23 protein-coding genes and 1 pseudogene are annotated in these 23,668 nt (G+C 66.9%); 10 read left to right on the top strand and 14 right to left on the bottom strand.

Annotated elements, in window-relative coordinates; genetic code table 11:
* The first annotated feature begins 12 nt into the window (after positions 1-12).
* Positions 13-1,164, top strand: coding sequence for an aromatic ring-hydroxylating dioxygenase subunit alpha (locus A9X04_RS00210; protein ID WP_067916607.1), 1,152 nt, complete (start codon positions 13-15; stop codon positions 1,162-1,164).
* Here A9X04_RS00210 and A9X04_RS00205 read toward each other — a convergent pair.
* Positions 1,147-2,508 (bottom strand): secreted hydrolase, encoded by a 1,362-nt coding sequence (locus tag A9X04_RS00205; protein ID WP_067916606.1) that lies wholly within the window; start codon positions 2,506-2,508, stop codon positions 1,147-1,149. The two genes, A9X04_RS00210 and A9X04_RS00205, sit on opposite strands and share 18 nt — an antisense overlap.
* Positions 2,509-2,598: 90 nt before the next feature.
* Here A9X04_RS00205 and A9X04_RS00200 point away from each other — a divergent pair, with 90 nt between their 5' ends.
* A complete protein-coding gene (locus A9X04_RS00200) occupies positions 2,599-4,071 on the top strand; it encodes an aldehyde dehydrogenase (RefSeq protein ID WP_067916602.1) in 1,473 nt (490 codons plus the stop codon).
* On the opposite strand, the gene A9X04_RS00195 is transcribed toward A9X04_RS00200, so the two are convergent.
* The 5 genes from A9X04_RS00195 to A9X04_RS00175 all read right to left on the bottom strand — a co-directional run bounded on the left by A9X04_RS00195 (position 4,060) and on the right by A9X04_RS00175 (position 8,267).
* Positions 4,060-4,521: a MaoC family dehydratase gene (locus A9X04_RS00195; RefSeq protein WP_369828902.1), complete on the bottom strand. Its 462-nt coding sequence runs from the start codon at positions 4,519-4,521 to the stop codon at positions 4,060-4,062. The two genes, A9X04_RS00200 and A9X04_RS00195, sit on opposite strands and share 12 nt — an antisense overlap.
* Positions 4,518-4,991 (bottom strand): MaoC family dehydratase N-terminal domain-containing protein, encoded by a 474-nt coding sequence (locus tag A9X04_RS00190; protein WP_197508951.1) that lies wholly within the window; start codon positions 4,989-4,991, stop codon positions 4,518-4,520. Before A9X04_RS00190 ends, A9X04_RS00195 begins: the two co-directional genes overlap by 4 nt.
* A 62-nt stretch (positions 4,992-5,053) precedes the next feature.
* The gene (locus A9X04_RS00185) at positions 5,054-5,479 is read right to left on the bottom strand and encodes a nuclear transport factor 2 family protein (RefSeq protein WP_067916601.1); all 426 of its coding nucleotides are present in this window, start codon (positions 5,477-5,479) and stop codon (positions 5,054-5,056) included.
* 95 nt (positions 5,480-5,574) lie between these two features.
* Positions 5,575-7,140 (bottom strand): AMP-binding protein, encoded by a 1,566-nt coding sequence (locus A9X04_RS00180; protein ID WP_067916598.1) that lies wholly within the window; start codon positions 7,138-7,140, stop codon positions 5,575-5,577.
* Positions 7,140-8,267 carry a Rieske 2Fe-2S domain-containing protein gene (locus tag A9X04_RS00175; RefSeq protein ID WP_156764152.1) on the bottom strand — a complete coding sequence of 376 codons (1,128 nt, stop codon included), beginning with the start codon at positions 8,265-8,267 and terminating at the stop codon, positions 7,140-7,142. Before A9X04_RS00175 ends, A9X04_RS00180 begins: the two co-directional genes overlap by 1 nt.
* A gap of 97 nt (positions 8,268-8,364) precedes the next feature.
* Here A9X04_RS00175 and A9X04_RS00170 point away from each other — a divergent pair, with 97 nt between their 5' ends.
* Positions 8,365-9,648, top strand: a complete 1,284-nt coding sequence (locus tag A9X04_RS00170) for a cytochrome P450 (protein ID WP_369828901.1) — start codon at positions 8,365-8,367, stop codon at positions 9,646-9,648.
* Here the strand turns inward: A9X04_RS00170 and A9X04_RS00165 are convergent.
* Positions 9,645-9,836, bottom strand: coding sequence for a ferredoxin (locus A9X04_RS00165; protein ID WP_046185638.1), 192 nt, complete (start codon positions 9,834-9,836; stop codon positions 9,645-9,647). The two genes, A9X04_RS00170 and A9X04_RS00165, sit on opposite strands and share 4 nt — an antisense overlap.
* An 18-nt stretch (positions 9,837-9,854) precedes the next feature.
* Positions 9,855-12,239, bottom strand: a complete 2,385-nt coding sequence (locus A9X04_RS00160; RefSeq protein WP_067916596.1) for a CoA transferase — start codon at positions 12,237-12,239, stop codon at positions 9,855-9,857.
* Between the two features lie 100 nt (positions 12,240-12,339).
* Here A9X04_RS00160 and A9X04_RS00155 point away from each other — a divergent pair, with 100 nt between their 5' ends.
* Positions 12,340-13,161 (top strand): FadR/GntR family transcriptional regulator, encoded by an 822-nt coding sequence (locus A9X04_RS00155; RefSeq protein ID WP_067916594.1) that lies wholly within the window; start codon positions 12,340-12,342, stop codon positions 13,159-13,161.
* 10 nt (positions 13,162-13,171) lie between these two features.
* A pseudogene (locus A9X04_RS00150) lies at positions 13,172-13,892 on the top strand (SDR family oxidoreductase).
* Here the strand turns inward: A9X04_RS00150 and A9X04_RS00145 are convergent.
* Positions 13,855-14,724 carry an LLM class flavin-dependent oxidoreductase gene (locus tag A9X04_RS00145; RefSeq protein WP_067916588.1) on the bottom strand — a complete coding sequence of 290 codons (870 nt, stop codon included), beginning with the start codon at positions 14,722-14,724 and terminating at the stop codon, positions 13,855-13,857. The pseudogene A9X04_RS00150 and the gene A9X04_RS00145 sit on opposite strands and share 38 nt — an antisense overlap.
* 78 nt (positions 14,725-14,802) lie before the next feature.
* Between A9X04_RS00145 and A9X04_RS00140 the strand changes: the two genes are divergently transcribed.
* From A9X04_RS00140 to A9X04_RS00120, 5 genes are read left to right on the top strand one after another with little or no spacing between them, the layout of a single operon-like run.
* Positions 14,803-15,870, top strand: coding sequence for an acyl-CoA dehydrogenase family protein (locus A9X04_RS00140; protein ID WP_067916586.1), 1,068 nt, complete (start codon positions 14,803-14,805; stop codon positions 15,868-15,870).
* Positions 15,867-16,964 (top strand): acyl-CoA dehydrogenase family protein, encoded by a 1,098-nt coding sequence (locus A9X04_RS00135; RefSeq protein ID WP_067916584.1) that lies wholly within the window; start codon positions 15,867-15,869, stop codon positions 16,962-16,964. Before A9X04_RS00140 ends, A9X04_RS00135 begins: the two co-directional genes overlap by 4 nt.
* A complete protein-coding gene (locus A9X04_RS00130; RefSeq protein WP_197508948.1) occupies positions 16,961-18,118 on the top strand; it encodes an acyl-CoA dehydrogenase family protein in 1,158 nt (385 codons plus the stop codon). The genes A9X04_RS00135 and A9X04_RS00130 overlap by 4 nt, the downstream gene beginning before the upstream one ends.
* Positions 18,115-19,050, top strand: a complete 936-nt coding sequence (locus A9X04_RS00125) for an acyl-CoA dehydrogenase family protein (protein WP_067916582.1) — start codon at positions 18,115-18,117, stop codon at positions 19,048-19,050. The genes A9X04_RS00130 and A9X04_RS00125 overlap by 4 nt, the downstream gene beginning before the upstream one ends.
* Positions 19,047-20,543, top strand: a complete 1,497-nt coding sequence (locus tag A9X04_RS00120; RefSeq protein ID WP_067916580.1) for a class I adenylate-forming enzyme family protein — start codon at positions 19,047-19,049, stop codon at positions 20,541-20,543. Before A9X04_RS00125 ends, A9X04_RS00120 begins: the two co-directional genes overlap by 4 nt.
* Before the next feature lie 31 nt (positions 20,544-20,574).
* Here the strand turns inward: A9X04_RS00120 and A9X04_RS00115 are convergent, their stop codons facing one another.
* The 5 genes from A9X04_RS00115 to A9X04_RS00100 are packed head-to-tail and all read right to left on the bottom strand — an operon-like array spanning position 20,575 to position 23,649.
* Positions 20,575-21,021, bottom strand: a complete 447-nt coding sequence (locus A9X04_RS00115) for a hypothetical protein (RefSeq protein ID WP_067916579.1) — start codon at positions 21,019-21,021, stop codon at positions 20,575-20,577.
* A gap of 17 nt (positions 21,022-21,038) precedes the next feature.
* Positions 21,039-21,953 (bottom strand): sporulation-delaying protein SdpB family protein, encoded by a 915-nt coding sequence (locus tag A9X04_RS29295; protein ID WP_255396467.1) that lies wholly within the window; start codon positions 21,951-21,953, stop codon positions 21,039-21,041.
* A gap of 33 nt (positions 21,954-21,986) precedes the next feature.
* Entirely contained in the window at positions 21,987-22,610 is a 624-nt protein-coding gene (locus A9X04_RS29290) for an SdpA family antimicrobial peptide system protein (protein ID WP_082974715.1), read from the bottom strand.
* On the bottom strand, positions 22,607-23,323 hold the full coding sequence (locus A9X04_RS30155) for a hypothetical protein (RefSeq protein WP_156764151.1): 717 nt from the start codon (positions 23,321-23,323) through the stop codon (positions 22,607-22,609). The genes A9X04_RS29290 and A9X04_RS30155 overlap by 4 nt, the downstream gene beginning before the upstream one ends.
* Entirely contained in the window at positions 23,320-23,649 is a 330-nt protein-coding gene (locus tag A9X04_RS00100) for an SdpI family protein (protein WP_255396466.1), read from the bottom strand. Before A9X04_RS00100 ends, A9X04_RS30155 begins: the two co-directional genes overlap by 4 nt.
* Positions 23,650-23,668: the final 19 nt, after the last annotated feature.

Below are 23,668 nucleotides of genomic sequence, written 5' to 3'. Positions count from 1 at the left end.
TGTACTGGGCAGGTGGAACGCGACCAACTCATCGACCTCACCCGCCGCGCCTTGAAGCTGGCGCGCGACAGGACCACCGATCTCGCCCCGGCCGAGCACCGGGTCGAGGCGCACGCCTACACGTCGGCCGAGCGCCACGACCGGGAGCGGGCCATGGTGATGGCCAGTCCGCACTTGGTCGGGTACGTCTCGGAGCTGCCCGGCCCGGGAACCTACTGCACGAAGACGGTGATGGGGCGGTCGATCCTGTTGACCCGGACGGCCGATGGATCGGTCAAAGCGTTCGACAACGTCTGCCTGCACCGGCAGTCGCAGGTGGCCACGGGTTGCGGCAGCGCGACGCGGTTCACTTGCCCGTATCACGCGTGGACGTACGACAACGACGGACGGTTGGTCGGCCTGCCCGGCCGCGAGGGATTCAGCGGCGTGACCGTCAAGGTGGACGGTCTGACCGAACTTCCGGCCGCCGAGTTCGCCGGGTTCCTCTGGGTCGCATTGCATCCCGGCGCACCCCTGGACGTTGCCGCGCACCTCGGGCCCCTGGCCGACGAGCTCGATTCGTGGGGCATCGGGCGGTGGTCGCCGCTGGGCGAGAAGGTGCTCGACTGTCCGATCAATTGGAAGCTCGCGGTCGACACCTTCTCGGAGAACTACCATTTCGCCACCGTGCACCAGCAGACCTTCGCCACCATCGCCCGCAGCAACTGCACGGTGTTCGACGCGTTCGGACCGCACCACCGGTTGATCTTCCCGCTCAACACGATCCTGGAGCTGGACGGTGTCCCCGAAGAGCAGTGGAATCCGTTCCAGAACTTGGTCGTGATCTATGCGCTGTTCCCCAACATTGTGCTGTCGGTGACCACCGCCAACGGCGAACTGTTCCGGATCTACCCCGGGGACCGGCCGGGAAGATCGATCACCGTGCACCAGAACTCCACCCCGCTGGACCTTTCCGACGAATCCGTTTCCGCTGGCGCGCACGCCGTCTTCGACTACGCGCACGCCACGGTGCGCGACGAGGATTACCGGCTGGTCGAGAACCTGCAGACCAACCTCGAGTCGGGCGCCAGGGACCACCTGCTGTTCGGCCGCAACGAACCCGGGCTGCAGCATCGCCACAACGCCTGGGCGGAGGCGCTTGCCGGATCAGCTGCCCTGGGTTGACCCCTCGGCGGACAACACCGCCACGAGGTCATCCAACAGCGTTGCCAGCGCGTCGGTTTGAGCCGGGCGCACCGTGCTCAACAGCCTGACCGCTTCGCTACGGCGGCCACGGGCCAGCAGCTGCACCAGCAGGGTCGCGGCCATCTGCAGGTCCCGGTCGGCCGGCTCCATGTTCGCGACGCTGGTGGCGAGCACCTCGACCAGCTCCCAGTCGCGGTACAGGGCCAGCGAGCGTTCGTTGAAGGCGAAGCCGGTCACGGGTTCACCCCATAGTGTTCCGTGGTAGCGGTACGGGCCCTCCATGTATTCGATGGGCAGGCCGTGCGCGGGAGCGGGCACCAGCGGCTCCCCGACGATGTCGAGCTGCATGGTGCGGCAGGTGATCCTGTGGCGGTCCGGCATGTAGCGGGCGGCGGCGTTCGGCCGCACCAGCGGTTGCACCGCGTCCGGCCATCGCACGTAGCTGCTGACCTCCACCTCTACGTCCTCGGCGCATTCCGGCGGCACGGCCGGATCGGGATGACTCATCGTCACTCCCGTAAACGGTTGCAGCGCATTGCGGTTGGTCCGGTCGAACTGCCGCCAGATGCTCAGGTCCACGCCGTTGTCGAAGTTGATGGTGCGCCATTCGTGGGACCGGGCCCGCGGGTCTCCCCCGGTCCCACCACCGCCGGCGTACTTCGGGAACCACTGCCGGTCGATATGCCCGCTGCTCCCGGAAACCTGGTGGACCAGGCCGCCCCAGCGCAGGGTGCCCGTCATCGCCATGCCGGTCTGGAAATACGAATAGGTGTCGGTCTGGCCGAAGCAGCAGATCTTCCCCTTGTACGTGGACGCACCCACCGGTGTCGGTGCGCGCGTTGGGGTTACCGCCAGGTCGAGGCGCATGGGCCGCCCCGCCTGGTCCTCGCCGACCAGGCTGACGCGGTAGGTGTAGGGCAGCAGTTCACCTTCGTTGTCGCGGCAGGTGATCCAGGACGCGGTGCCTGCGCCGCTGGCGTAATGGATGTCCAGAAAACCCGGCGCCAACGTCAGCTTGCGCTGCGCCCCAGGTTCCATGTTGGCCGGCGGCATGTCGTAATCCGTGTAGGTGCCGTAATCACCGGAATCCAGATCGAAGAGCGCCATCGTGTAGAAGTCGGCGACCACGGTGCCACCGGGCCGGTTCTTGTTGAAGATGGTCAGGAAGGCAAAAGACCGGTCGGTCTCGGCGGCCTCCAGCTGCCCGGCGATGAACCAGGTGTCCGACTCCTGATCCGGATGCTCGCCCTCGGCGGCCGGGAAGTCCAGCTGGCTGTCGCCAGGTACCAACTGGAAGGGGTAACTGCGCCAATCGCTGGTCATATGAGCCTCGCTGCTTTTTTCGCTATGTTAGCGTCAATAGCGAAATCCCGGTCCCTGTCGCATTGCGCCCGACCCTCGAGGAGGTGCCGGATGACAGAATCCGCCGGCCACCGGTCCTACGACGAACTCTTCATCGGGGGGCAGTGGCGCAAGCCCGCCAACCCGCAACAGCTCGCCGTCATCTCGCCGCACTCGGAAGAACCGGTCGGCCATGTTCAGTTAGCTGGGCCCGAGGACGTCGACGCCGCCGTCGCCTCGGCGCGACACGCCTTCGATCACGGGCCCTGGCCGCGGATGACCCACGCCGAGCGGATGGCCAAGGTCGAGCAGTTGGCCGCGATCTATGCCGGCCACATCGAGGAGATGGCCGACCTGATCACCGACGAGATGGGCTCCCCGCGCAGCTTCAGCCGGATGGGACAAGGGGCGGCCGCGGCGACGCTCATCCATCTGGCGCTGGCCGCCGCACGCGACTTCCCGTGGGAAGAACGGCGCCAGGGTGTCCTCGGCGAAGTGCACCTGCGCAGGGCACCGGTCGGGGTGGTCGGCGCGATCGTGCCGTGGAACGTTCCGCAATTTTTGATCATGCCGAAACTGATCCCGGCGTTGATCGCGGGGTGCACGGTCATCATCAAGCCCGCACCCGAAACCCCTTTGGACGCTTTGTGGTTGGCGGAGATGATCGAGCAGCTGGACCTTCCCGAGGGGGTGGTCTCGGTGCTGCCCGGCGGACCCGAGATCGGCGAGGCGCTGGTGCGCCACCGGGGTGTGGACAAGATCGCGTTCACCGGCTCGAGCGCCGTCGGGCGCCGCATCGCCGCCCTGTGCGGCGAGCAGCTCAAGCGGGTGAGCCTGGAACTGGGCGGCAAGTCGGCGGCGATCATCCTCGACGACGCCGAGATCGGCAAGACGGTAGCCGGGTTGAAAACCGCCGGCCTGATGAACAACGGCCAGGCGTGCGTCGCGCAGACCCGGATCCTGGTCAGCGACCGGCGCCACGACGAGGTCGTCGACGCGCTGGCAGACATGATGTCGTCCCTCAACGTCGGAGATCCGGCCGACGACGCCACCGACATCGGACCCCTTGTCGCACAACGCCAACAACGCCGTGTCCAGGACTACATCAAGTCCGGTCAAGCCGAGGGCGCCCGCGTGGTGCTCGGCGGGCTGGACAGCCCGTCGGACCGCGGCTGGTATGTGCAGCCGACGCTGTTCGCCGACGCCACCAACGACATGCGCATCGCCCGGGAGGAGATCTTCGGTCCGGTCCTGACCGTGCTGCGTTATCACGACGAGGACGACGCAATCCGGATCGCCAACGAGAGCGACTACGGTTTGGCCGGTTCGGTGTGGACCTCCGACATCGCACACGGGTTGGAGATCGCGGCGGGGGTGCGCACCGGCACGTACGGCATCAACATGTACACACTCGACATCGGCGCGCCCTTCGGCGGCTTCAAGCAGTCGGGTATCGGACGCGAATTCGGCCCGGAAGGCCTCCACGAATACGTCGAACTCCAGACGCTGGTATGCAAAGGGCAGCTGCCGCCGCTATCCGGCTGACGCTCGACCACTTTCGGGCACCTGCAAAGTGAGCTCGACCGGGCAGCACAGCGCACCGTGCTGATTGGTCACCTGGATCTCGATGTCCACGAGGCAGCGCGGCGGGTCGACCGACGCGTCCCGACGTTTGGCGACCGCGCGGCCCCGGCCGATCATGGTGTCGCCGGCATATATCGAGCCCGCCAGCCGTAGGGAGCGGCGCACCACGCGGCTGCCCGGTCCCGCCCAGTCGGTCGCGACGCGGTCGGCGAACCCGGCGAGGTGCATCGTGTTGACGTAGATGGTCGGATTGCCTTGGCGCTGCGCGTATTCGGGATCGAAGTGCCCCGGAAAGTAATCCCACGTCGCGCCCGCGTTCTCGACCACACGCTGGTAGCTGATGTGGTCGACAACCTCGGGCAGGTCGACGGGAACGGCGATCTCGTCGAAGCTCAGCTCGCCTGCGATCACGAAGACGCCGCGGGGGTGAAGCGGAACAGGGTGTTCCGGCACGTGGCGACCACCGTCGCGTCCTGGCGCTGATAGGTCTCCAGCGTCTCGACGAAATGACCGACGCCCAGGCGGGTCCGCTTCTCCGGCGACACCGACAGCAATTCCTCGACGACGGTGAGCAGATCGCCTTCGACGATGGGCTGCAGGAACTCGACATCGTTGGCCGCGTTGATGAACGTGGTGCCCGGCAGCGGCACCCACAGCACCAGGGATGCCGCCGGCGGTCGGCCCTGCGGCTCCCACGGCGGAGGGATCAACCAGCCCATCAGCAGGGCCGGGGGCGCTAGTAGGCCTCCCCATTTGCGGCGGGCGAACTCGGCGTCCCAGTAGGAGCGATTGCCGTCGTGGACCATTGCGGCGAACAACTGGATGCGCGCCCCGCTGACGGCCGTGGCCGCGATGCGTGGCTCGCTCGTCGCGCCGACCATCCGCAGCGCATCTTCATAGGTGCCGAAGGCCAGCTGGTAACTGAGATCCGGGTCCACGCCGCTCACATAACGAGCGGGTGCCTACTGGGCACCGAGTCCCATTGCAGCTTGCGGGAGGTGAAGTACCAGCCGCCGCGCTCGTAGATCAGCGTGTCCTTGAACACCCCGGTCGCGCGCAGGGTGGTGTCGCCGTACATGCTGGCGAATAGCACGACAACACAACGCTGTACGGCGTTCACCCCGTCGATGCGGATCTCGTGGTCGACCGTCACCAGGCGCTGCCCGTCGCCGCCGTCGAAGGCGGCGCGCAGGTCGTCGAACGTATCGCCGTCACGGGTGTAGGTGGCGCCGGAATGACGGAACGTGGCAATCCAGCGGTCCCGGTCGCCCTTGGAATATGCCCGGTTGTGCCGGGCGTTCAGGTCCAGGATGGCAGCGCGGCCGGCGGCGGCCAGGAGCATTTGCTGTTCCTGATAGGACATCGTCATTTTGGTCTCCAGCCTCTTCCGGGAAACGACTGCCAACGAGCGGTTGGATGTAACGGTAAAGTAACTTGCCGACGATTACGTAACATTAACGTAACTTACCGGCTAACGATATAGCCCTGAGCTTCACGATCCCACGCCTCCCGAGTCACCCCCCGCGCGCGCAACAGGTCTTTGCGCATTCGTCCGATGACATTCTTCGGAAGTTCGCTGACGATCTCCACGAATCGGGGCACGCAGAAGTACGGCATCCGGGCCGCGCAGAAATCCAGCAGCTCGGTGTAATCCAATGTGGCCCCTGGCCGCAACGTCACGACGGCCAGGATGTCGTCTTCGCCCAATGGGCTGGGCACCCCGACGGCGGCGGCTTCGGCCACGGCGGGATGGCGCATGACCACGGTTTCCACCTCCACCGAGGAGACGTTCTCCCCGCGTCGGCGCAGCGAATCCTTCCTGCGGTCGACGTAGGTCAGGTTGCCCCCGCCGTCGAACCGGCCGAGATCGCCGGTGCGAAACCATTCCGCGTGGGGAATCACCCGCAACCCCGGGCCGACATAGCCCTCGCTCATCACGTGCGGGCGGCGCGGTCGGCAGGCGATCTCCCCCACCGTGCCGGCGGGCACCGGTTCGCCGTTCTCGTCGACGAGGCGCACGTCGAAATGGGGATTCGGCCGGCCCGACGTTCCGGGCACCCCGTCGTCGGCCAGGGCCTTGACGGCGATCGGAAAGGCCTCGGTCATCCCGTACATCGTGACAATGCGGCAGCCATAACGCTTTTCGATGTCCCGGTAGTGCTTGGCGTCGATCGGAGCCGCGGAGATGAACCGCAACGGCAGCTGGGCATCGCGCGGATCCGCGGGCAGGTTGCGCAGCATCGAGACCATGGCGCCGGCGCCGGCGAAACCGACGGCGCCGCGGGCGCGCACCTCGTCCCACACCTGACCGGGATGAAAAGCCCCGGCCAGCACGGTCGTCGCGCCGAGCAGCATCGGGGCCAGCACGCTGGGCGCCGCGCTGAGGTGATACAGCGGCATCGCCGTCCACAGCACGTCCCCCGCACGCAATTCCCAGGCCGACGCGACCGTCGCGGCCACCGTGAACAGGTAATGCCAGGTCGTGGCAACCGCTTTCGAGGGCCCGGTGGTACCCGAGGTGTAGAAGAGGCAGCCCACGTCCGTCGACGCGCCGGCGGCGCCCGCAGGCGGTGTGCCGGCGTCTCGGCTCAACGCCGATGCGAGTGAATCGCCCTGCGCCAGCACGGTTGGCGCGTGATCCAACGCGCCGGCCACCTCGTCGAGCCGGGGCCGGCGCTCGGCATCGGTCAGGACGACCTTCGCCCGCGACAGCCGTAGGGCGTCCAGCAGGAAGTCCCCCTTGTTCGCGGCATTGACGGCGGCGGTCACGGCGCCAAGGCGCGCCGCGCCCAACCAGAAGTAAACCCATTCGGGGCAGGTGCCAGCGAATATGGCCACGCCGTCTCCACGGTGGACTCCCAACTCCGCCAGCATGTTCGCCGCGGCGCACGACCGCTGCCGCATCTGCTCGAAGGTCACGTCGACGCCGGCGATCGACATCATCACCCGGTCGGGATGCTGTTCGGCGCGCCGATCGAGCACGGCCGCGACGGTGAAGCTTTCGACGCCGAAGTCGGCGGGTCCGGGCATCAGGCTTTCGCGGCCGCCGGGTCGGGCTGACCGTCGGCGGTGTAGCCGAAGTCGGACGGCGACGGCTGCGTGCCCGGGTAGAAGCGGTGCGCCCAGCGGCGCAGGGCGGCATAGTCGTGGGCCTCTTCGGGAGCCAGGTTCGGCTTCTCCAGATACTTCATGTTCTCCCAGGTGAAGAAGTCTTGTTTGATGACTTCCTGCTGCAGTCCCAGGAATTTGGCCGCGCGACCGGTCGGCACGTCGCCCGTATCGCCGGGCTCGCGGACGGAAGCCTGCGTGTAGAAGTAATCGGTGTAGTCCTCGTCGACCGGCGTCTGCCCGGTGACCTGGACCGTGGCCACCAGTTCGCTGGGGAAGCGGACGACCCCCAGGCCCAGCGAGTAGTTGTCGTAGATGATCTTGGCGTCGACCGGTCCGTTGGGGGTCAGCCAGGTCGACGCGCGGCCACCGCCGAAATGGGCGTTGACGGTCGCGTGCAGGTGGTAACCGGACACCTCGAACGACGCGGTGGTCGCGGGATTGGCGGCCTTGTGCACGTACTGCACGTGGTACGGGTCGGCGGCGTTCTCGATGATCATCTGCGGGTGCACCTTGACCCGGTTGATCATCTGCGTGTGCGGGTGCAGTGGGTAGTACTCGTTCGTTTCCAGTTCGGGGAGCACCGGGGGCTGCCAGTACGGCGCCCGGCCGTGCCGCTCGTGCCACGCGAGCACGAAGCCGTACCACTCCATGCTGGGGTAGGTGCGGATGCGGACGTTGTTCTTGCACCCGATCTTGCTGTACGGGATCAGCGCGTTGCTGCCGTCGCCACGCCAGCGCCAGCCGTGCCACGGGCAGACGATGTTCTCGCCTTCCACCGTGCCGCCGACGGCGAGGTTGGCGCCGAGGTGCTGGCAGTAGGCGTCCATCACGTGCACCCGGCCGGACTCGGTGCGGAAGATGACGAGCTCCTCACCGAAGTAGTGCGCCCGCTTGACGTCGCCGGCGGCCAGGTCCGAGCCGAAGGCGACGATGAACCAGCCGGTCGGGAACCGATAGGTCGACAGCGCGATGCCGGCCTGCCCGAACTCGCGTTCCGAGGGATCGCCGGCCGAATCCGGTGCCGGGTCCGAAATTGCATGCGTCACGAGTTCTCCATATCCCGCCCAGGCCAAGCGTGCCCAGCGCAACCGGGCTTCACTCACCGCGGTTCGACGACAACGTCTATTTTTACTATTTTAAGCATTGAACGTCAACGCGGCGCGGATGCGCCCCGGCAGAGCGGGATATCACATGGCGGCTGCGGTGGTGGACCTTTCCGACTTCGCCCTGTGGCGCAATGGTTTTCCGGATGAACTGTTCGCGGAGTTGCGACGCAGCCGGCCGATCTTCCGCCATGAACTGACCCCGGGCGTGGCGCAGACCGTGCACCGTGATTTCTGGGTGGCGACCAAACACCGGCACGCCGTCCGCCTGCACCGCGACACCGACTCGTTCACCGCGGCCGACGGCCCGCTCATCCAACCGGTCGCCCTGTTCTCGGCGTCCCCGACGATCATCACGCTGGACCCGCCGGAATTGAACAAGCGCCGCAAACTCATCTCCAACGCCTTCAATCCCCGGGCGATCGCCAAGCTGGAGGACGGCATCCGGGCGCGTGCGGCACGGATGATCGATGCGTTGCTCGCCAAGGGCGGCGGGGACTGGATCGAGGACGTCGCCGACGCCCTGCCGATGACGGTGATCGGCGACATCATCGGCATCCCGGACGAGGACCGTCCGCGGATATTCGACATCTTCGACCGCATCCTGAAGGTCCTTGCGCCCGAGGCGGGCCCAAGCGGTCGGGTCGAGCTCGACCTCTTCGCATCGGTGTTCGCTTACGCGACGGAGTTGACCGCGCAGAAGCGGCGCAACCCCACCGATGACATCTGGAGCACGCTGGCGACCGCGGTGATCACCGGCGAAGACGGCGAGGAATTCAGCCTGCCCGCCAACGAACTGGAGTTCTTCTTCTTCGTCCTGGCCTTCGCCGGCAGCGACACCACAAAGAACGCGCTGGCCATCGGGCTGCAGGCCTTCATGGCGAATCCGGAGCAGATCGAGCGCTATCGCGAGCACGAAACGCTGCGGCCGAGCGCCGTCGAGGAGGTGCTGCGCTGGGCCTCACCAGTCGCGTACTGGACGCGCACCGCCAAGGTCGACGTCGACATGGACGGTCAGCACATCGCGAAGGGTGAACGCGTCGTGTCGATGCTGCGCTCGGCGAACCGCGACGAGGAGGTCTTCTCCTCACCGTTCGCGTTCGACATCGGCCGTCAGCCCAACCCGCACGTCGCTTTCGGGGGCGGCGGACCACATCATTGTCTGGGCGCCATGCTGGCCCGGGCCGAGCTGCGGGCGGTGTTCGACGAACTATTGTTGCGCTGCGACGACATCGAAATCGGCCCAGCCAAGGTGACTTACCCGAACCTCACCACCAACATGTCGATCTACGACGCGATGCCGATATCGCTGACCGAGCGCTAATCGATCAGCCGCAGCGCGGCCTTGGGGCACTGATCCACCGCGGCGCGCACGTCGATCTCGAGCCGCGGCGGCACGGGGCCGTCCGCGATCTGCACCACATCCTCGTCCCCGAGTTCGAACACCTCCGGCGCCAGCGATTCGCAGAAACCGTTGGCCTCACACAGGTTTTCGTCCACTGTCACGCGCATCAGATGCCCTCCACTTCTCTAGAGGCCCTTGGGTCGGGTCCCGATCACCCCACTGGTTGCGAGGCGCGTCAGTTCGTCGTCGCTCAGCCCGCACCGATCGCGAAGTATGTCTTCATTGTGCTCACCCAATCGCGGCGGTGGCCGCCGCAGCCAATGGTCCTGGCCGGCCAGCCGGGCGAACGGGGGGCAGGGATAAAGCCCCGCACCGGTGCTGGGATGGTGCAGGGTCTCCAGGAATCCGCGGTGCCGAAGCTGCGGGTTTTCGGTGACCAACGACGGCGAGACCACCGGCGCGGCGGGGATGCCGGCGGCGGCTAACCGCTCCACCGTCGCGTCGAGGGGTTGGCGGGCGAACCACTCCGCCAGCCGGCGATCGACGTCATCCGCCCGCTGCGACCGCCCGGCGACGGTCGCCAACCCCTCGTCGCACCAGGCCGGTCGACCCATCAGCTCGACCAGCGCACGCCACTGCCCGTCGTCGCGCACGGTGACCGCGATCCAGTCGTCGTCGCCGGCGCACCGATAGATGTTCTGGATGGCGTCGCCGAAACCGCGGTTGCCCCGCCGGGTCAGCGTCGTCCCGAAGACCTCCGATTCGATCGCCTGGATCGCGGTGGCGTTCAGCACCGTTTCGAGCATCGGCAGCTCGACCAGCTGCCCCGATCCGGTGCGTTCGGCGAAGTTGAGCGCCGCCAGTACGGCGAACGCGGCGTGCACGCCGGCCAGCGGGTCGCAGGCCCCCCTTGGGGTGACCGGCGGCTCGTCGGGCAGCCCCGTCACCCAGGCCAGGCCGGCGATCTGCTCCATGGTGGGAGCGAATCCGACCCGATCCCGCCACGGCCCCTCCAGCCCGAAAGCGGGCATGCGGGCAACGACGAGTTCGGGATTGACCTTCAGCAGCACGTCGGCGGTCAGGCCGAAGTGGTCCACCACCCGTGGGGAGAAGTTCTCGATGACCACGTCGGCGCCGGCGGCCAGCTCGGTGAACAGGCGGCGCCCGTCTTCGGAGCCCAAATCCAGCGTGACGGAGCGCTTATTGGTGTTCATGGCGTGGAAGACCCAGCCGTACTCCCACCAATCGTCGACGTCGGTGCGCATGCCACCCGAATAGCGGATGCCGTCGGGTCGCTGGATGGATTCCACCTTGACGACATCGGCGCCGAAGGCGGCCAGCAGGTGGGTTGCCGCGGGACCGGCCCAGAACGCGGTCAGGTCGACGATGCGCACACCGGCCAGTGGTAACGTGCGCGGAGCCGAGTCCGCCCCGGGTTCCCTTGGGGACCAAGGCTTCTCATCATCGGCCTCGCCGGGAACGGGTGCGGCCCCCGGCGGTGCGGGCGCGCATGCCGACATCAGCCATGGCGGCCGGGGCTGGTGAAAGCCGGCGGGATTGGCAACGAACGCGCCGCGCTGGGTCACATACTCCATATCCCGGATCGTGGAGCCGTTGCCGAGCGCCGCGATGGGCAGCCGGAACAGCTGGCCGAGCTCGACGATCTCCTCGACGGTCCGTTCGGCCAGCCAGGGGCGGATCTGTTCGCGGATCAGGTCGCGGTAGGCCCACCGGCCGATCTGGAAGCGGAGCTGCTCGATCTCCTCGAGCTGCGGACACTCGACCATCGCGACGAAGTCGAGCCATTGCTGGCCCGTGACCATGGTGATCCCGACGTAGCCGTCTTTGGCGGGCTCGATGGAGGGCACCTCGAGGGTGCGGCGGATCGGCGGCACCTGCAGCAGCTGGGAGTGCAGCCATTCGCTGCTCTGCATTGCGGTGAGCGCTTCCAGCATGGACAGGTCGAGGTGCTCACCGGGGCCGCCCCGCTCGACGCGGCGGCGCACGGCCAGCGCACCGAAGGCGGCATACACGCCGCCCATGTACTCCCCGAGGTCGCCACCGATGGAGATGGGCGGCCCGGCGGGATCGCCGCGGAAGCCGGGCGAGCCCGCCCACGCCTGCAGGGTGAATTCGCTGGCGGCCCGGTCGGCGTACGGTCCGGCCCAGCCGAAGTCGGAGATCGTGACGATGATCGCGCGCGGGGAGGCCGCCAGCAACCGCTGCGGGTCGACACCCAGGGCCGCCGCCCGCTCCCGGCCGGCCGTGATGACGACGACGTCCGCGGTGGCCAGCAACGCGCGCATGCCCTCCGCATCCGGCGGGTAGGTCGCGCTGCGCTTGCCGGCGTTGAGGTAGGCGAACAGCGGCGAACTCCGCCCCTCCGGCACCGGCGACCGAGTGGCGGAATACCGGCGGAGCCAATCGCCTTGCGGTGGTTCGATTTTGCGCACCTGAGCGCCCGCGTCGGTCAGCAGCTTCCCGCAGTAGCTGCCCGCTATCCGGTCGCTGATCTCTACGACGCGCAGGTCATGCAGCGGCGTGGGCCGGCTGTCGGACCGCTCGCTCACTTACTACCCGCCCTCCCGATCGACACGCGACCGAAGAAGCTATTTATACCATTACTGCTAAAATAGCTAAGCCAGCGAGTTGCTTTGCATCGAGGATCGGATGACCGCCTTGGGAATTGGGCAGGACGCCCGGCGCCGATTATCGGCGCCGCGGATCGCAGAGATCGTAGCCGACGAGCTGCGCCGCCAGATCATCAACGGCGAGCTCGCCGACGGCGATCTCTTGCCGCGTCAAGAGGTGCTCGTCGAACAGTTCAACGTGAGCCTGGTTTCCCTGCGCGAAGCGCTGCGGATCCTGGAAACCGAGGGGCTCGTTTCGGTCCGGCGGGGCAACCGCGGCGGGGCCGTCGTGCACGCCCCGGCGAAGACGAGCGCCGCCTACATGCTGGGGTTGTTGCTGCAGAGCGAGTCCGTGGCCGTCGCCGACCTGGGCATGGCGTTGCAAGAACTCGAACCCGCGTGCGCCGCCCTGGCCGCCCGGCGGCCGGACCGGGCGGACACCTTGGTGCCCGAACTCAACCGGGTCAACGACTCCATGGCCGAAAACATCGAAGACGGTGGGCTGTTTACTGAAATCGGCCGTGAATTCCACGATCTCGTGGTCCGCGGCTGCGGTAACCACACCATCATCGCGGTGGTCGGCAGCTTGGAGACGCTGTGGACCAGCCACGAACAACAGTGGGCGGACGAGAGCGCGGCGCGTGGCACCTATCCCTCGTTGGCGCAACGCCGGGCGGTGCTCAGCACACACGTCAAGCTGACCGAGACCATCGCGGAGGGCGACGTCGACCGGGCGCGCCGCATCGCCGGTCGCCATCTCGCCGACACCCAGACCTATGTGCTCTCCGGTGGGCCTGATCAACGAATTCACGCGCTGTCGCCGCAAGCCTTGTCGCGGACGCGGGATTTCCGGCAATCGTAAGCGGCGGCCGTTGAGAACCGCGTTGGTGACCGGCGGCAGCGGCGGGATCGGCAAGGGCTGCGGCCGCAAGTTGGTCGAGCTCGGTTACGACGTGGTGCTGGCAGCGCGGCGCGAAGCGCCGTTGCGCGCGGCCGCCGAGGAGATCGGTGCTCGCCACGTCGTGGCCGACGCGTCGGACCCGGACGGATTCGCAGCTGCGGTAAGCGCATTGGAAACGATCGACCTCGTCGTCCACGCGGCGGGCACGTTGGGCGGGACGTACGCGCGCAAGCAGACGTTCGAGCAGTGGCGGACCATCATCTCGGCCAATCTGGATTCGTGCTTCGTGGTGACCGCCGCCGCACTGCCGAGGATGCGCGCCGGTTCGCGATTCGTGTTCATCTCCTCGTCGGCGGCGCACGAACCGATGATGGCGCGGACGGCCTACTCGGCATCGAAGGCCGGCATGAAACGCATTCGCGCGGGCCCTGGCGCTGGAGGTCGACCGCGACGGCATCAGCGTCCACATCGTCACACCCGGCCCGGTGGAAACCGAGATGCTGCAGGACGTTCCCTTCGAGATGTACGCGATTCGGGTCTCGGATGTGGCCGACGCGGTCGCCTGGCTGGACACCGTCGACCCGTCGGTCGACCTCCCGGAGATTCGGCTGAGCGCGGTGCAACGCGGGCCGTACGCCCGGCCGCCGGTGGTGCCTACGGAGGCCCGCCGCCGGAGGCAGCGAACGCCTTGATCACCGTTTCCCCGAATTCGTCCAGGGAATCGGGCACGGCGAAGTCGGCGAACCACACATAGAACCGCTCGACCCGCTGGGTGGTCAGTCCGGTGAAGTGTGCGATCAATTCGTCGGCGTCGCCGCAGACCAGCCCCGACCCCAGGTTGCCGAATCGCCGCTGGCTGACCTCGCGCACTGTGTTCGGGTCGCCGCCCGTTCGGACGAACCCCACCATCTGCTGGACCGAGACCCGGGCCGTTCCTGCGGAGGTCGCCAGCTTGGGCAACTTGTCGAGGTGGTTGGCCGGCACGTTCCACCAATCCGCGTGTCTGCGAACCAGTTCCATCATCCTGGGGCCGGTGCCACCCAGGACGAGCGGTATCGGATACGACCTTCGCGGGGCCTGCGGAGCCGCGCCGTGCGGATCGTCGCCCCAGTACCGCCTGATCAAGTCGAGGTGGCGCCCGAGTTGCTCCACCCTGGCCACCGGATCCTGCTGGCCGACATCGAATCTGGTGAACTCCGCGGGCCAGGACCCCGAGCCGAGACCCAGCTCGAACCTGCCCCCCGACGCGTCCGACAGGGTAACGGCTTGCTTGGCCAGCACCGCGGGGTGGCGAAACGCGTCGCACAGCACCAGGTGTCCGATCCGCAGCCGCTCGGTCTTGGCCGCCACCCAGCCGGCAATGCCCATTGCCTCCCAGATGCTTTCATCGGGTAGGCCGGGGGCCTCGAGGTGATCGATGAACGCCATGCCGTCGAAGCCACTGGCCTCGGCGTGGCGCGCCCGCTCCACGATGTCGGCCGCCGACAGCCGCACCTGCGGCAGGAACAAATACCACTGGACCATGCATCCACCTATGCATATATCGCCGTGCGATTGCGAACCGGGGCGCTAGTTTACTATTTTTATTATGTTAGGGGTCTTATGGATGTCGGGCTGAATGCGGACCAGCTGTCGCTGCGCGACACGGTGCGCGACATCCTGCGCACGGAGTGCCCGGCCGACGCGGCCCGGCAAGCGATCACCGATCCGGAGCGCTGGCGCGCGCTGTGGAAGACGGTTGTCGACCTCGGTTGGACGGAGCTCGCCGAGGCGGGCGACTACGGGCCGGTCGAGCTCGCGGTCGTGCTCGAGGAATGCGGTGCCGCCCTCGCGCCGATTCCGTTGCTGAGCAGTGTCGGTCTGGCCGCGGGCGCGCTGCGGCACACCGGGCTCGAGGCGGTTGTCGACGACATCGCGGGCGGAGCCATCGCCACCCTGGCCGTGCATGCCAGAGGTTCCCGGCTGGCGGGTGCGCCGATGACGCTGCACGGCGGACGGCTCCGGGGCCGGGCGGTCGCGGTCCCCAACCTGTCCCGCGCCGATCTGCTCGTCACGCTGGCGCAGGCCGACACCGTCTCCAGCGGCACAGTGGTGGCGGCCGTTCGCTGCGGTGACGGGGTGACCGTGATCGCCGGCGAGTCGACCGACCCAGCGCAACCGCTCGTGGACGTCGAGGTCGACGCGGAGCCGGTGGCCACCGCACCCGTCGATGTGGACGCGGCGTTGACGCCGCCATTGGTGGCCGCGGCCGCCGATTTGGTCGGCGTGGCCCGCGCCGCCCTGCATCGCGCCGTCGAGCACGCGAAGACGCGCCGCCAGTTCGGCACGCCGATCGGCGCCTTCCAAGCCATCAAACATGCGCTCGCTGACAATTACGTCGGCTTGGAGCGCGCGCGAAGCCTCACCTATGCCGCGGCCGCGCGGCTGGCCGGTCCGACCGCGTCCCCAACAGCCGCGTGGACCGGCGCGGCACTCGCCAAGGCGGCGGCCGGCGAAGCGGCCGTCAATTGCGCGAGGACCGCAGTCCAGGTGCACGGTGCGCTCGGGCAGACCTGGGAGCACGACGCTCACCTCTACGTGCGGCACGCCTGGCAGACCGCCGCGATGCTGGGCGATAGCCGGGCGCTCTACCACGAGGTGGGCCGCCGCTTCGCAGGAAGCGCGAAATGACCTCGCCGACCGGGGAATTCGGCGATTGGCTGAGCGACTTCCTGCCGAAGGACTACTACGCGAACTATCGGCAATACCGCTGGGACCTGACACTGCGGCGGGCGTACCAGCGGGCCGCGTTCGAGGCCGGATGGATACAGCCGACCTGGCCGCGGGAGCACGGCGGCCGGTCCCTGGGTTTGCGGGATGCGATGGAGGTCAGGATCGAGGCGGCGCTGCGGTCGGCGCCCAAGCTGCCCAACATCGCCGGCCCCAACGTCGCCGCACCCGGGATCCGGCAATTCGGGACGACCGCCCAGATCGACCGCCTTCTCGTACCGCTGCTGCGCGGTGACGAATGGTGGGCGCTGGGCATGTCCGAGCCGGAGGCCGGATCGGATTTCGCCGGCCTGCGCACGCGGGCCGAGCGTGACGGGGACGTCTTCCGGGTGAACGGGCACAAGATCTGGACCACCCAAGCGCACGAGTCACGGTGGTGCACCCTGTATGCCCGCACCGATCCGGAGGCACCCAAACACCGGGGTATTTCCTGCCTCATCCTCGACCTGCACTCGCCGGGAGTGCGCATCGAGCCCATCCGGATGGCATCGATCTCCGACGAGACGTTTTGCGAGGTCTTCCTCGACGACGTCGAGGTGCCCGCCGACAACCTCCTGGGGCCGCTGCACGGTGGGTGGAACGTCGCGTTGTCCTCGCTGCACCACGAACGCCAGATGATCTGGATCATGAACTGGGTCGAGATCAAGCGCGGACTCGACGCGGTACGCCGCGCGCAGCCGACGGCGGATTTCTGCGCCGAGCTCGGTTCCCTGCTCGCCGACGCGGAAGCGTTGCGGGCCACCGGATACCGCGCCCTGGCCAACGAACTGGCGGGGCGACCCAGCCCCGAAGCCGACACCATGAAACTGCTCGGATCGGTGACCCTGCAGCGGGTTTGGGACCTGGCCGCCGCAACCGAGGGAATGCAGGCCCTCAGCGACCCAGACCTGCTCTTCGAACGCCAGGACGCGCTGGCCGCGACGATCTACGGGGGAACATCGGAAGTGCAGCGCAACATCATCGCCGAGCGGCTGCTCGGGCTGCCGAAGGGATGACGACGATGGATTATGACCTCGGCGACGACGCTGCAGAGTTGCGGAAACACCTGCGAGAGCTGATATCCGACCACATTTCCGCCGACTTCCTCGGGGCCTGCACCGAGAACCCGCGCGATCTCGCCACCACCGAGACGTTTTGCAAGCTCCTGGCCGCGGAGGGCCTGCTGGCGCTGGCCTGGCCGAAAGAACATGGCGGCGGCGGGGGTTCGGTGTGGCAGCAGACCGTGCTGCGCGAGGAGATGTGGGCTCAGCACGAGCCACGCGGTCCCCAGTACATGGGCATCAACTGGGTGGGCCCGGCGCTGATGCGCTACGGAACGGCCGAGCAGAAGGCCAAGCACCTGGCGGCCATCGCCGCCGGCGACGTGATCTGGTGTCAGGGGTTTTCCGAGCCGGAGGCCGGAACCGACCTCGCCTCGCTACGCACCCGCGCCGTCCCGGACGGGGACGGGTGGCGCATCACCGGCCAGAAGGTGTGGACGTCCTACGCGTTGATGGCATCGTGGTGCGTGCTGGCGGCGTGCACCGATCCCGAGGCCCCGAAGCCCAAGCGGCTCACCCTCTTTCTGATTCCGATGGACCGGCCCGGCTTTACCGTCCGGCCCATCGGATCGATGCTGGGGCCGCACCACCTCAACGAGATGTTCTTGGACGGCGTAGCGGCGTCTCCCGGCGACGTCCTCGGCGAGGTCGGTGACGGCTGGCGGGTGATGCGTGAGGCGCTGGCGTTCGAGCGCGTCGGCATCGCCCGTTACGCGCGGTGTGAGTCGTTGCTCGAACGCATGCGCGCACTACTCGGCGACGACTGGGACACGCTGCCCGAGTCTCTTCGATCGCGGTGGGTGCGGGCGCTCGTCGACCTCCGGGTGGCGCGGCTGCTGGCCTACCGGGCGGTGTCGCTGCAGGATGACCCGGCGGCGGGCGCGGCGGCCAGCGCAGCCCGCATCGCCACCACCACCTGCGACCAGCAGGTCGCCGAGCTGCTCTTCGACGTGCTGGGCCCGATCGCGCTGGACAGCGGTTCCGGCGCGGCGCTGCACGGGGCCATCGAGGACCATTGGCGCTACGCCCAGGCGGCCACTGTGGCATCGGGCACGATCGAAGTGCAGAAGATGCTGGTGGCCCGGGACGTTTTGGGAGAACACCGATGAACACCGAACTGCCCCAGGACATCAGCGACTTCGCCGCGGTCGCGGCCAAGCGATTCACCCGGCTCGGCGGCCCGCAGGCGGCGTTGCGCGCCGAGACCGACGACGGCGTCCGGGACGCCGCGCGTACCGCCCTGGGCGAGGTCGGCGCGTTCGACCTCGATGTCCGCTCGGAGGCGGACGACCTGCTCGCGGGGGCCGTGCTGTGCCGGGCCGCCGGCGCGGCAGCGTTGCCCTATCCGGTGGCCGAGGAGCTGTTGGCGATCGACGGCGCCCGCCTTGCCCTGGTCAACCCCGAGGCGCCACGCATCGACCACGGCGACCTGCCCGGCGATTGGCTTGCCGCCGACCTCGACGGCAACCGCTACCGCCCGCGCCCGGCGTCGCGGACCGCCGCCAAACTCGGGCCGTTCCTCGTGCCCGCTTCCCTCGGCGAACCCGACGGAACCATTCCGGCCAGTGACGTCAACCTTCATCTCGTGCTGGGATCATGGCGGATTCTGGGGTCGGTGGAGCAGGCGCTGCACATCGTCACCGACCACGTGCGCGCCCGCATTCAGTTCGGTAAACCGCTGGCGGATTTCCAGGGCGTCAGGTTCGCCGTCGCGGAGGCCGCCGTCGCCGTGCGCGGACTGTACGAATTGGCGAAATTCACCGCCTGCCGGCCGGAATCGCTACCCATAGAGATCCATTCGGCGGACGCACTCGTTCTTCGGCTCAAGGCATCCGACACCGCGCGGCAAGTGCTACGCACCGCCCACCAGCTGCTAGGCGCGTTGGGTTTCTGCGACGAGTCCGACGTCAGCGTGCTCGACCGGCACACCCAACCGTTGATCCGCCTGCCGCTGGGCGCCGAGGCGCTGGCGTTGCGCCTGATCCCGGACGTCCGCGACGGCTCGCTGGAAACTCTGTTCAGCGGGCCGGTATCGGCGTGACCGAATCGCCGGCGGCCGAAGCGACGGCCAACCCGCTCGCCGACGGAGTCCCGTTCGGCGTCAAGCTCCACGAGCTCGCCGAGCAGCGCCCGAATGACCCTGGGGTCACCATCGTCGCCCTCGACGGCACCGCGCAGTCGCTGTCTTTCGGTGAACTCGACGCCCGCGCCAACCAGTGGGGCCGGGCGCTGGCCGCCAACGGCGCTGACACCGGTTCCCTCGTCGCCCTGGCGATTCCCAACTCCGAGCACCTGGTGCTGGCCACGCTGGGGTGCTGGAAGGTCGGCGCCGTTCCCGTGCCCATGCACTGGGACCTGCCCGAGTGGGAGCGCGACAGGGTGCGCGAGGTGATCAACCCCGCCGTGGTCGTGGACGAGGCGAGCCGGTGGCGCCTGGAGGCCCAAGCGGACGCTGAGGCCGCCGGCGCCCTGCCCGTGGCCGTCTCCCCCAACGTCAACGGCATCTGCAGCAGTGGTTCGACCGGCGTGCCGAAGGTGATCCTCAGCCTGGCTCCCTCGCTGTGGACTCCGCAGCACGGCGAGCCGTTCCTGTCGAACTGGACGCCGGTGGCCCAGCCCCAGACCATCATGGTGCCCGCGCCGATGTACCACACCAACGGCTTCGCCACCTTCTTCTTCCTGCTGGCCGGCGATCACCTCGTGATACTCGAAAAGTTCGATGCCGCTTTGGTTCTGGACGTAATCGAACGCTTCCGGATCACCAACTTCACCGCCACGCCGACCATGCTGGCGCGCATCGCGGCCCGGCCGGACGTCAGGCAGCGAGACCTGTCCAGCATCGTGTTCGTCCTGCAGGGCGCCGCCGTGATGCCTCCCTCGCTGATGCACACCTGGTTCGATCTGCTGAGCCCTCAGCAGATCGTGTCGGCCTACGGCATGACCGAGAATCTCGGGCTCACCGCGCTGCGCGGCGACGAGTGGCTGGCTCATCCGGGCAGCGTCGGCCGCGGTTTCCGCGACACCGAGATCCGGATCCTCGACGCAGGAACCAGACAGCTGGGTCCCGGTGAGCACGGCGAAATCTATCTCCGCGCACCGATGAGCGCGGGCTCGCGCTATGTCGGCGGCGCGCCGCCGCTGCCGTCGACCGAAGACGGCTTCCGCTCGGCCGGCGACATCGGCTATTTGGACGAGGACGGCTACCTCTACATCGTCGACCGCCGCGTCGACATGATCATCACCGGCGGGGCGAATGTGTTTCCGGCGGAGGTGGAGTCGGCGTTGGCCGGCCATGCCGGCATCGCCGACATCGTCGTCATCGGCCTCGCGGATGCGCGATGGGGACGCCGGGTGCACGCGGTCGTTCAGCTCGCCGACGGCGCGGCGCTCACCGAGGAACAGGTGATCGAGTACGCGAAGAGCCGGCTTGCCCATTACAAGGCGCCCAAGACGGTCGAGTTCGTCGACGCGATTCCCCGGACCGCGGCGACCAAGGTCAATCGCTCGGCGATGATCGAGGCGCGCGGCGGCTGAGGGCGGCGCCGAAGTACCAGGATAGATGGCGTTAACCAGTTGACGGAAAAGCCTCGGCGCGAGGAAGATTGGGAGTTTCGACGGTGACCGCGGCATGATCGGCGCGGTAGCCCGCTATCATGAGGCAGACGCCGACAGCGATCCCGGCGGCTAGGGGAACGATCAGCAACCACATGGGATTGAGCCGGCGGGCGTAGGCCACGACGACCACCGCAAACATGACGACAGTGACCATGGTGACCGCGGTTGCCGCGAAGTGGAATCCTACCTTTTGTGCGACGTACCACCCTTGCGCGGAAACGAGGGTGTGTTGAGATCGAAACCCGAGCTTTGTGTTCGGCGCGATGCCGTGGCTGGTTGACCGCACAGCCAAATACCACAGGCCACTGCAGGCCGCGATAATCAGCACCGCGTGGAATGCCACGTAGGCGTGAATGATCTTGGGATAACCGGCGTTTGGCTTCTGATGGATCTGCACGATGAATCCCCTGCGACTTAGCCGGTTCTCGGCATTGGTGGGTTGTTCTCGACTGGTTGGCGCGTGCTGGGTAACCTATGCTGCGGCGGAGACGAGGACGGCTCGCTGGGCGTGGCGATGAGGGCTGCGACTGCTGCCATCACCAGTGAAAAGCTGAACAGACCCATGCTCAGGAAGATCAGTGCGTGCAGAACCACTGCGAGCCAGAACGCGACCAGTCGCCATCGGGCGTCGAGGAGCACAAAGACGGCGATCGCCAGTTCCACCGCTATCGCACCCCATGTAAACGTCAATGTGATAAGGCTCTGATCCGATAACCACATCCATAGGGGCTTGAGAGGACCTGCTGCCCCGAACATCTTGTCCCGGATGAAGTAGTAAAACCCAGAGCCGTTCTGCCAGTCACCGACTCCCATTTTGGCAATCGCACTGTCTGCATACAGATAAGAGATTTGCATTCGAAGTGCCCAGAAGCTGAGGTACGCGATCGTACGACCATTGCGACTCATGCGGTTTCGAGGAGGAGCCCATTGCCATCGCCGCTGGTCGGCGAGACACATAGGGGTGGTAAGCAACACCACGATCAGTGCTATGGAATCACCTCCGTCGGGCAATGTGACTGACGTGGTGACCGAGAAGACGACCCAGAGGTGCGCAATACTCGTAAACCTCGGCCGGTATCCGGATGCCACAACTATCAACAAAACGATTGCGAGCCACACCCGGGCTTCAATGAATTCATGCTGATTACCGAGACAGAAAAGTGACACCTTGGGTTGAGCAGTACAAAGCGGCCCGAAGGCGGGGCCGACCCGGGTAAATAACGCGCCAGACCGGGTGAATAGCAATTCGGATACGGTAGCCAACGCCAATGCGGCCCTTCCGAAGGCAAACCACCGGCTGCGGTAGTCAAATCGGAGAGCACGACCAATGGTGGCGTGCAGAATGCTAGGGATGGTCTCGGCCTAATGTGCGTGCGTGCAGTCGACGTCGGCTTGGGCGACACGTTCGATGGTGTAACCATCTTCAGTGAGTCGACGATACGCCCATTTCACGATGCTTTCGATGGTGAGTGCAACCTGGCCGCACACCGTTGGAACCAGACTGTCGTTGCTAAGGGACGCCTTCTGACGCGGAATTGCGTCCATGCACATTGCACGGTCGAGCCCGGTGCAGTCAGCCCACGCATCGCCAGGGACGGCCCGCACGAGATTCGCGAGCTCGGGTCCTTGTGCGCGTTGGGTGCGCGACAGACCGAAGAAGTTCGTTACCTTGGTTTGCGGTGTTACCAACAGGCTAACTCCAAGGGTGCCGTCAGAGTTGAGTCGATAAGCGTCAATCTGGTCTGCCTCGGGCGATCGGGTAAAGAACGCAAAGTCCTGTGCCGCAATCGTGTTGAGTGCAGCTCGGACTGTGGGCAGCTGCGTGCGCTCCCACACGACGTTCGACGGTAGGGTCGCCGAAAGGCTCGCAAGCGCGGACGCAGTAAGGATCAGTGCGTAGACAATTCCGACCGTGACGGTCTGCTGGATACTGCGACGACGCCAAAAGCATCGCGGTAGGTCAAGCCAACGAATGCGCTGGGTCATGATCGCAGCGCTTGCACGATTTTGGCGACCGCAATCTGGCGATCTAGGTCCTTAGGTGCCGCTTCGAACTCGTAGGTGATCAACACCGGAAAAATCCAAGCTACGAGCACGGCAGTGGCGGCCACTACCAGAGTGGCCATCGCTGCGACGAGCACGTTGAACACCGCCCCTACGGTGGCAGAGACACCGGCCGCCGCAACGAGCCAGCCGGCGACCAGATAAGCCCCGTAGACGTCGGCCTTCATCTTCCAGACTCCGTCCCCTGAACCGCTATCGGGCGGCACCGAGGGGGGAGGGGGCGGAGGCGGACACGGGCTTTCCGCTTTATGGGGCGTGCTCAACCAACGATTGGCTGCGGCGTTAAACCGCCGCAGTGCACCATCAAGTCGCTCAGGATCAGCAGCGTTGAACGCCGCAGTCATAGAAGAACCGGCGCTTGCATCGACGCTGCGGATACATTCGGTGAGCGACTCGGCCGCGATATGAAGCTGCGTGGCCGAAGGAACAGCCACGCTCTTCTGGTCGGTTCTCTGCAAAACCGGAAAGTCGACAACAACACGTCCCGCTGAGAATACGAGGTACTCGACCACGTCTGCTGTCGTGTACGGCAGGTGGAGAACACGCAATTTGGGTCGGGATGCATAGGTGGTGTAGTACGCGACGCTCGCTGAGACCGCAATGGCTAGTAGACAAACCACCACGCGGATCCTCAACGCCGTTGCCGATCCTCGGGATCGTCACCAACCGATTGCGCGGCTCTTCCCGCAATGATCGCGCTGTAAAGAGCGACCGGCACCGACAGGAGAAGGCCGCCGACTCCCACGAGCATGACGATGCCAAACGGGGCCGACAGGGCCGCGACCAGAAGCGCGATCAGCGTTATCGCAGTGGTGAACGCATATAGCGGCGTCAGGCGCAATGCGGCGCGGTGACCGGCCACCCAAGCCTGGTCGCTGCGCATTGTCGACCGGGTACGAATCCCAGTCCACTGGTTGCGCTTTAGCCGACCGCTAGCAGCTCGCCTGTTTACGGTGACCATGATGACCACTGCAGCAATC

The organism is Mycobacterium sp. E3247 (assembly GCF_001667785.1).
In the GTDB taxonomy this organism is placed as follows: domain Bacteria; phylum Actinomycetota; class Actinomycetes; order Mycobacteriales; family Mycobacteriaceae; genus Mycobacterium.
This window is presented reverse-complemented; position numbering and strand designations above follow the sequence as displayed.

What these genes read in the sequence shown, in the direction of transcription:
- A9X04_RS00125 (WP_067916582.1), top strand. Translation starts at nt 18,115, where the DNA reads ATGAACACCGAACTGCCCCAGGACATCAGCGACTTCGCCGCGGTCGCG.
- A9X04_RS00135 (WP_067916584.1), top strand. Translation starts at nt 15,867, where the DNA reads ATGACCTCGCCGACCGGGGAATTCGGCGATTGGCTGAGCGACTTCCTG.
- A9X04_RS00165 (WP_046185638.1), bottom strand. Translation starts at nt 9,836, where the DNA reads ATGCGCGTGACAGTGGACGAAAACCTGTGTGAGGCCAACGGTTTCTGC.
- A9X04_RS00155 (WP_067916594.1), top strand. Translation starts at nt 12,340, where the DNA reads ATGACCGCCTTGGGAATTGGGCAGGACGCCCGGCGCCGATTATCGGCG.
- A9X04_RS00130 (WP_197508948.1), top strand. Translation starts at nt 16,961, where the DNA reads ATGACGACGATGGATTATGACCTCGGCGACGACGCTGCAGAGTTGCGG.
- A9X04_RS29290 (WP_082974715.1), bottom strand. Translation starts at nt 22,610, where the DNA reads ATGACCCAGCGCATTCGTTGGCTTGACCTACCGCGATGCTTTTGGCGT.
- A9X04_RS00100 (WP_255396466.1), bottom strand. Translation starts at nt 23,649, where the DNA reads ATGGTCACCGTAAACAGGCGAGCTGCTAGCGGTCGGCTAAAGCGCAAC.
- A9X04_RS00145 (WP_067916588.1), bottom strand. Translation starts at nt 14,724, where the DNA reads ATGGTCCAGTGGTATTTGTTCCTGCCGCAGGTGCGGCTGTCGGCGGCC.
- A9X04_RS00180 (WP_067916598.1), bottom strand. Translation starts at nt 7,140, where the DNA reads ATGCCCGGACCCGCCGACTTCGGCGTCGAAAGCTTCACCGTCGCGGCC.
- A9X04_RS00140 (WP_067916586.1), top strand. Translation starts at nt 14,803, where the DNA reads ATGGATGTCGGGCTGAATGCGGACCAGCTGTCGCTGCGCGACACGGTG.
- A9X04_RS00205 (WP_067916606.1), bottom strand. Translation starts at nt 2,508, where the DNA reads ATGACCAGCGATTGGCGCAGTTACCCCTTCCAGTTGGTACCTGGCGAC.
- A9X04_RS00200 (WP_067916602.1), top strand. Translation starts at nt 2,599, where the DNA reads ATGACAGAATCCGCCGGCCACCGGTCCTACGACGAACTCTTCATCGGG.
- A9X04_RS00185 (WP_067916601.1), bottom strand. Translation starts at nt 5,479, where the DNA reads ATGACGATGTCCTATCAGGAACAGCAAATGCTCCTGGCCGCCGCCGGC.
- A9X04_RS00190 (WP_197508951.1), bottom strand. Translation starts at nt 4,991, where the DNA reads ATGGTCGGCGCGACGAGCGAGCCACGCATCGCGGCCACGGCCGTCAGC.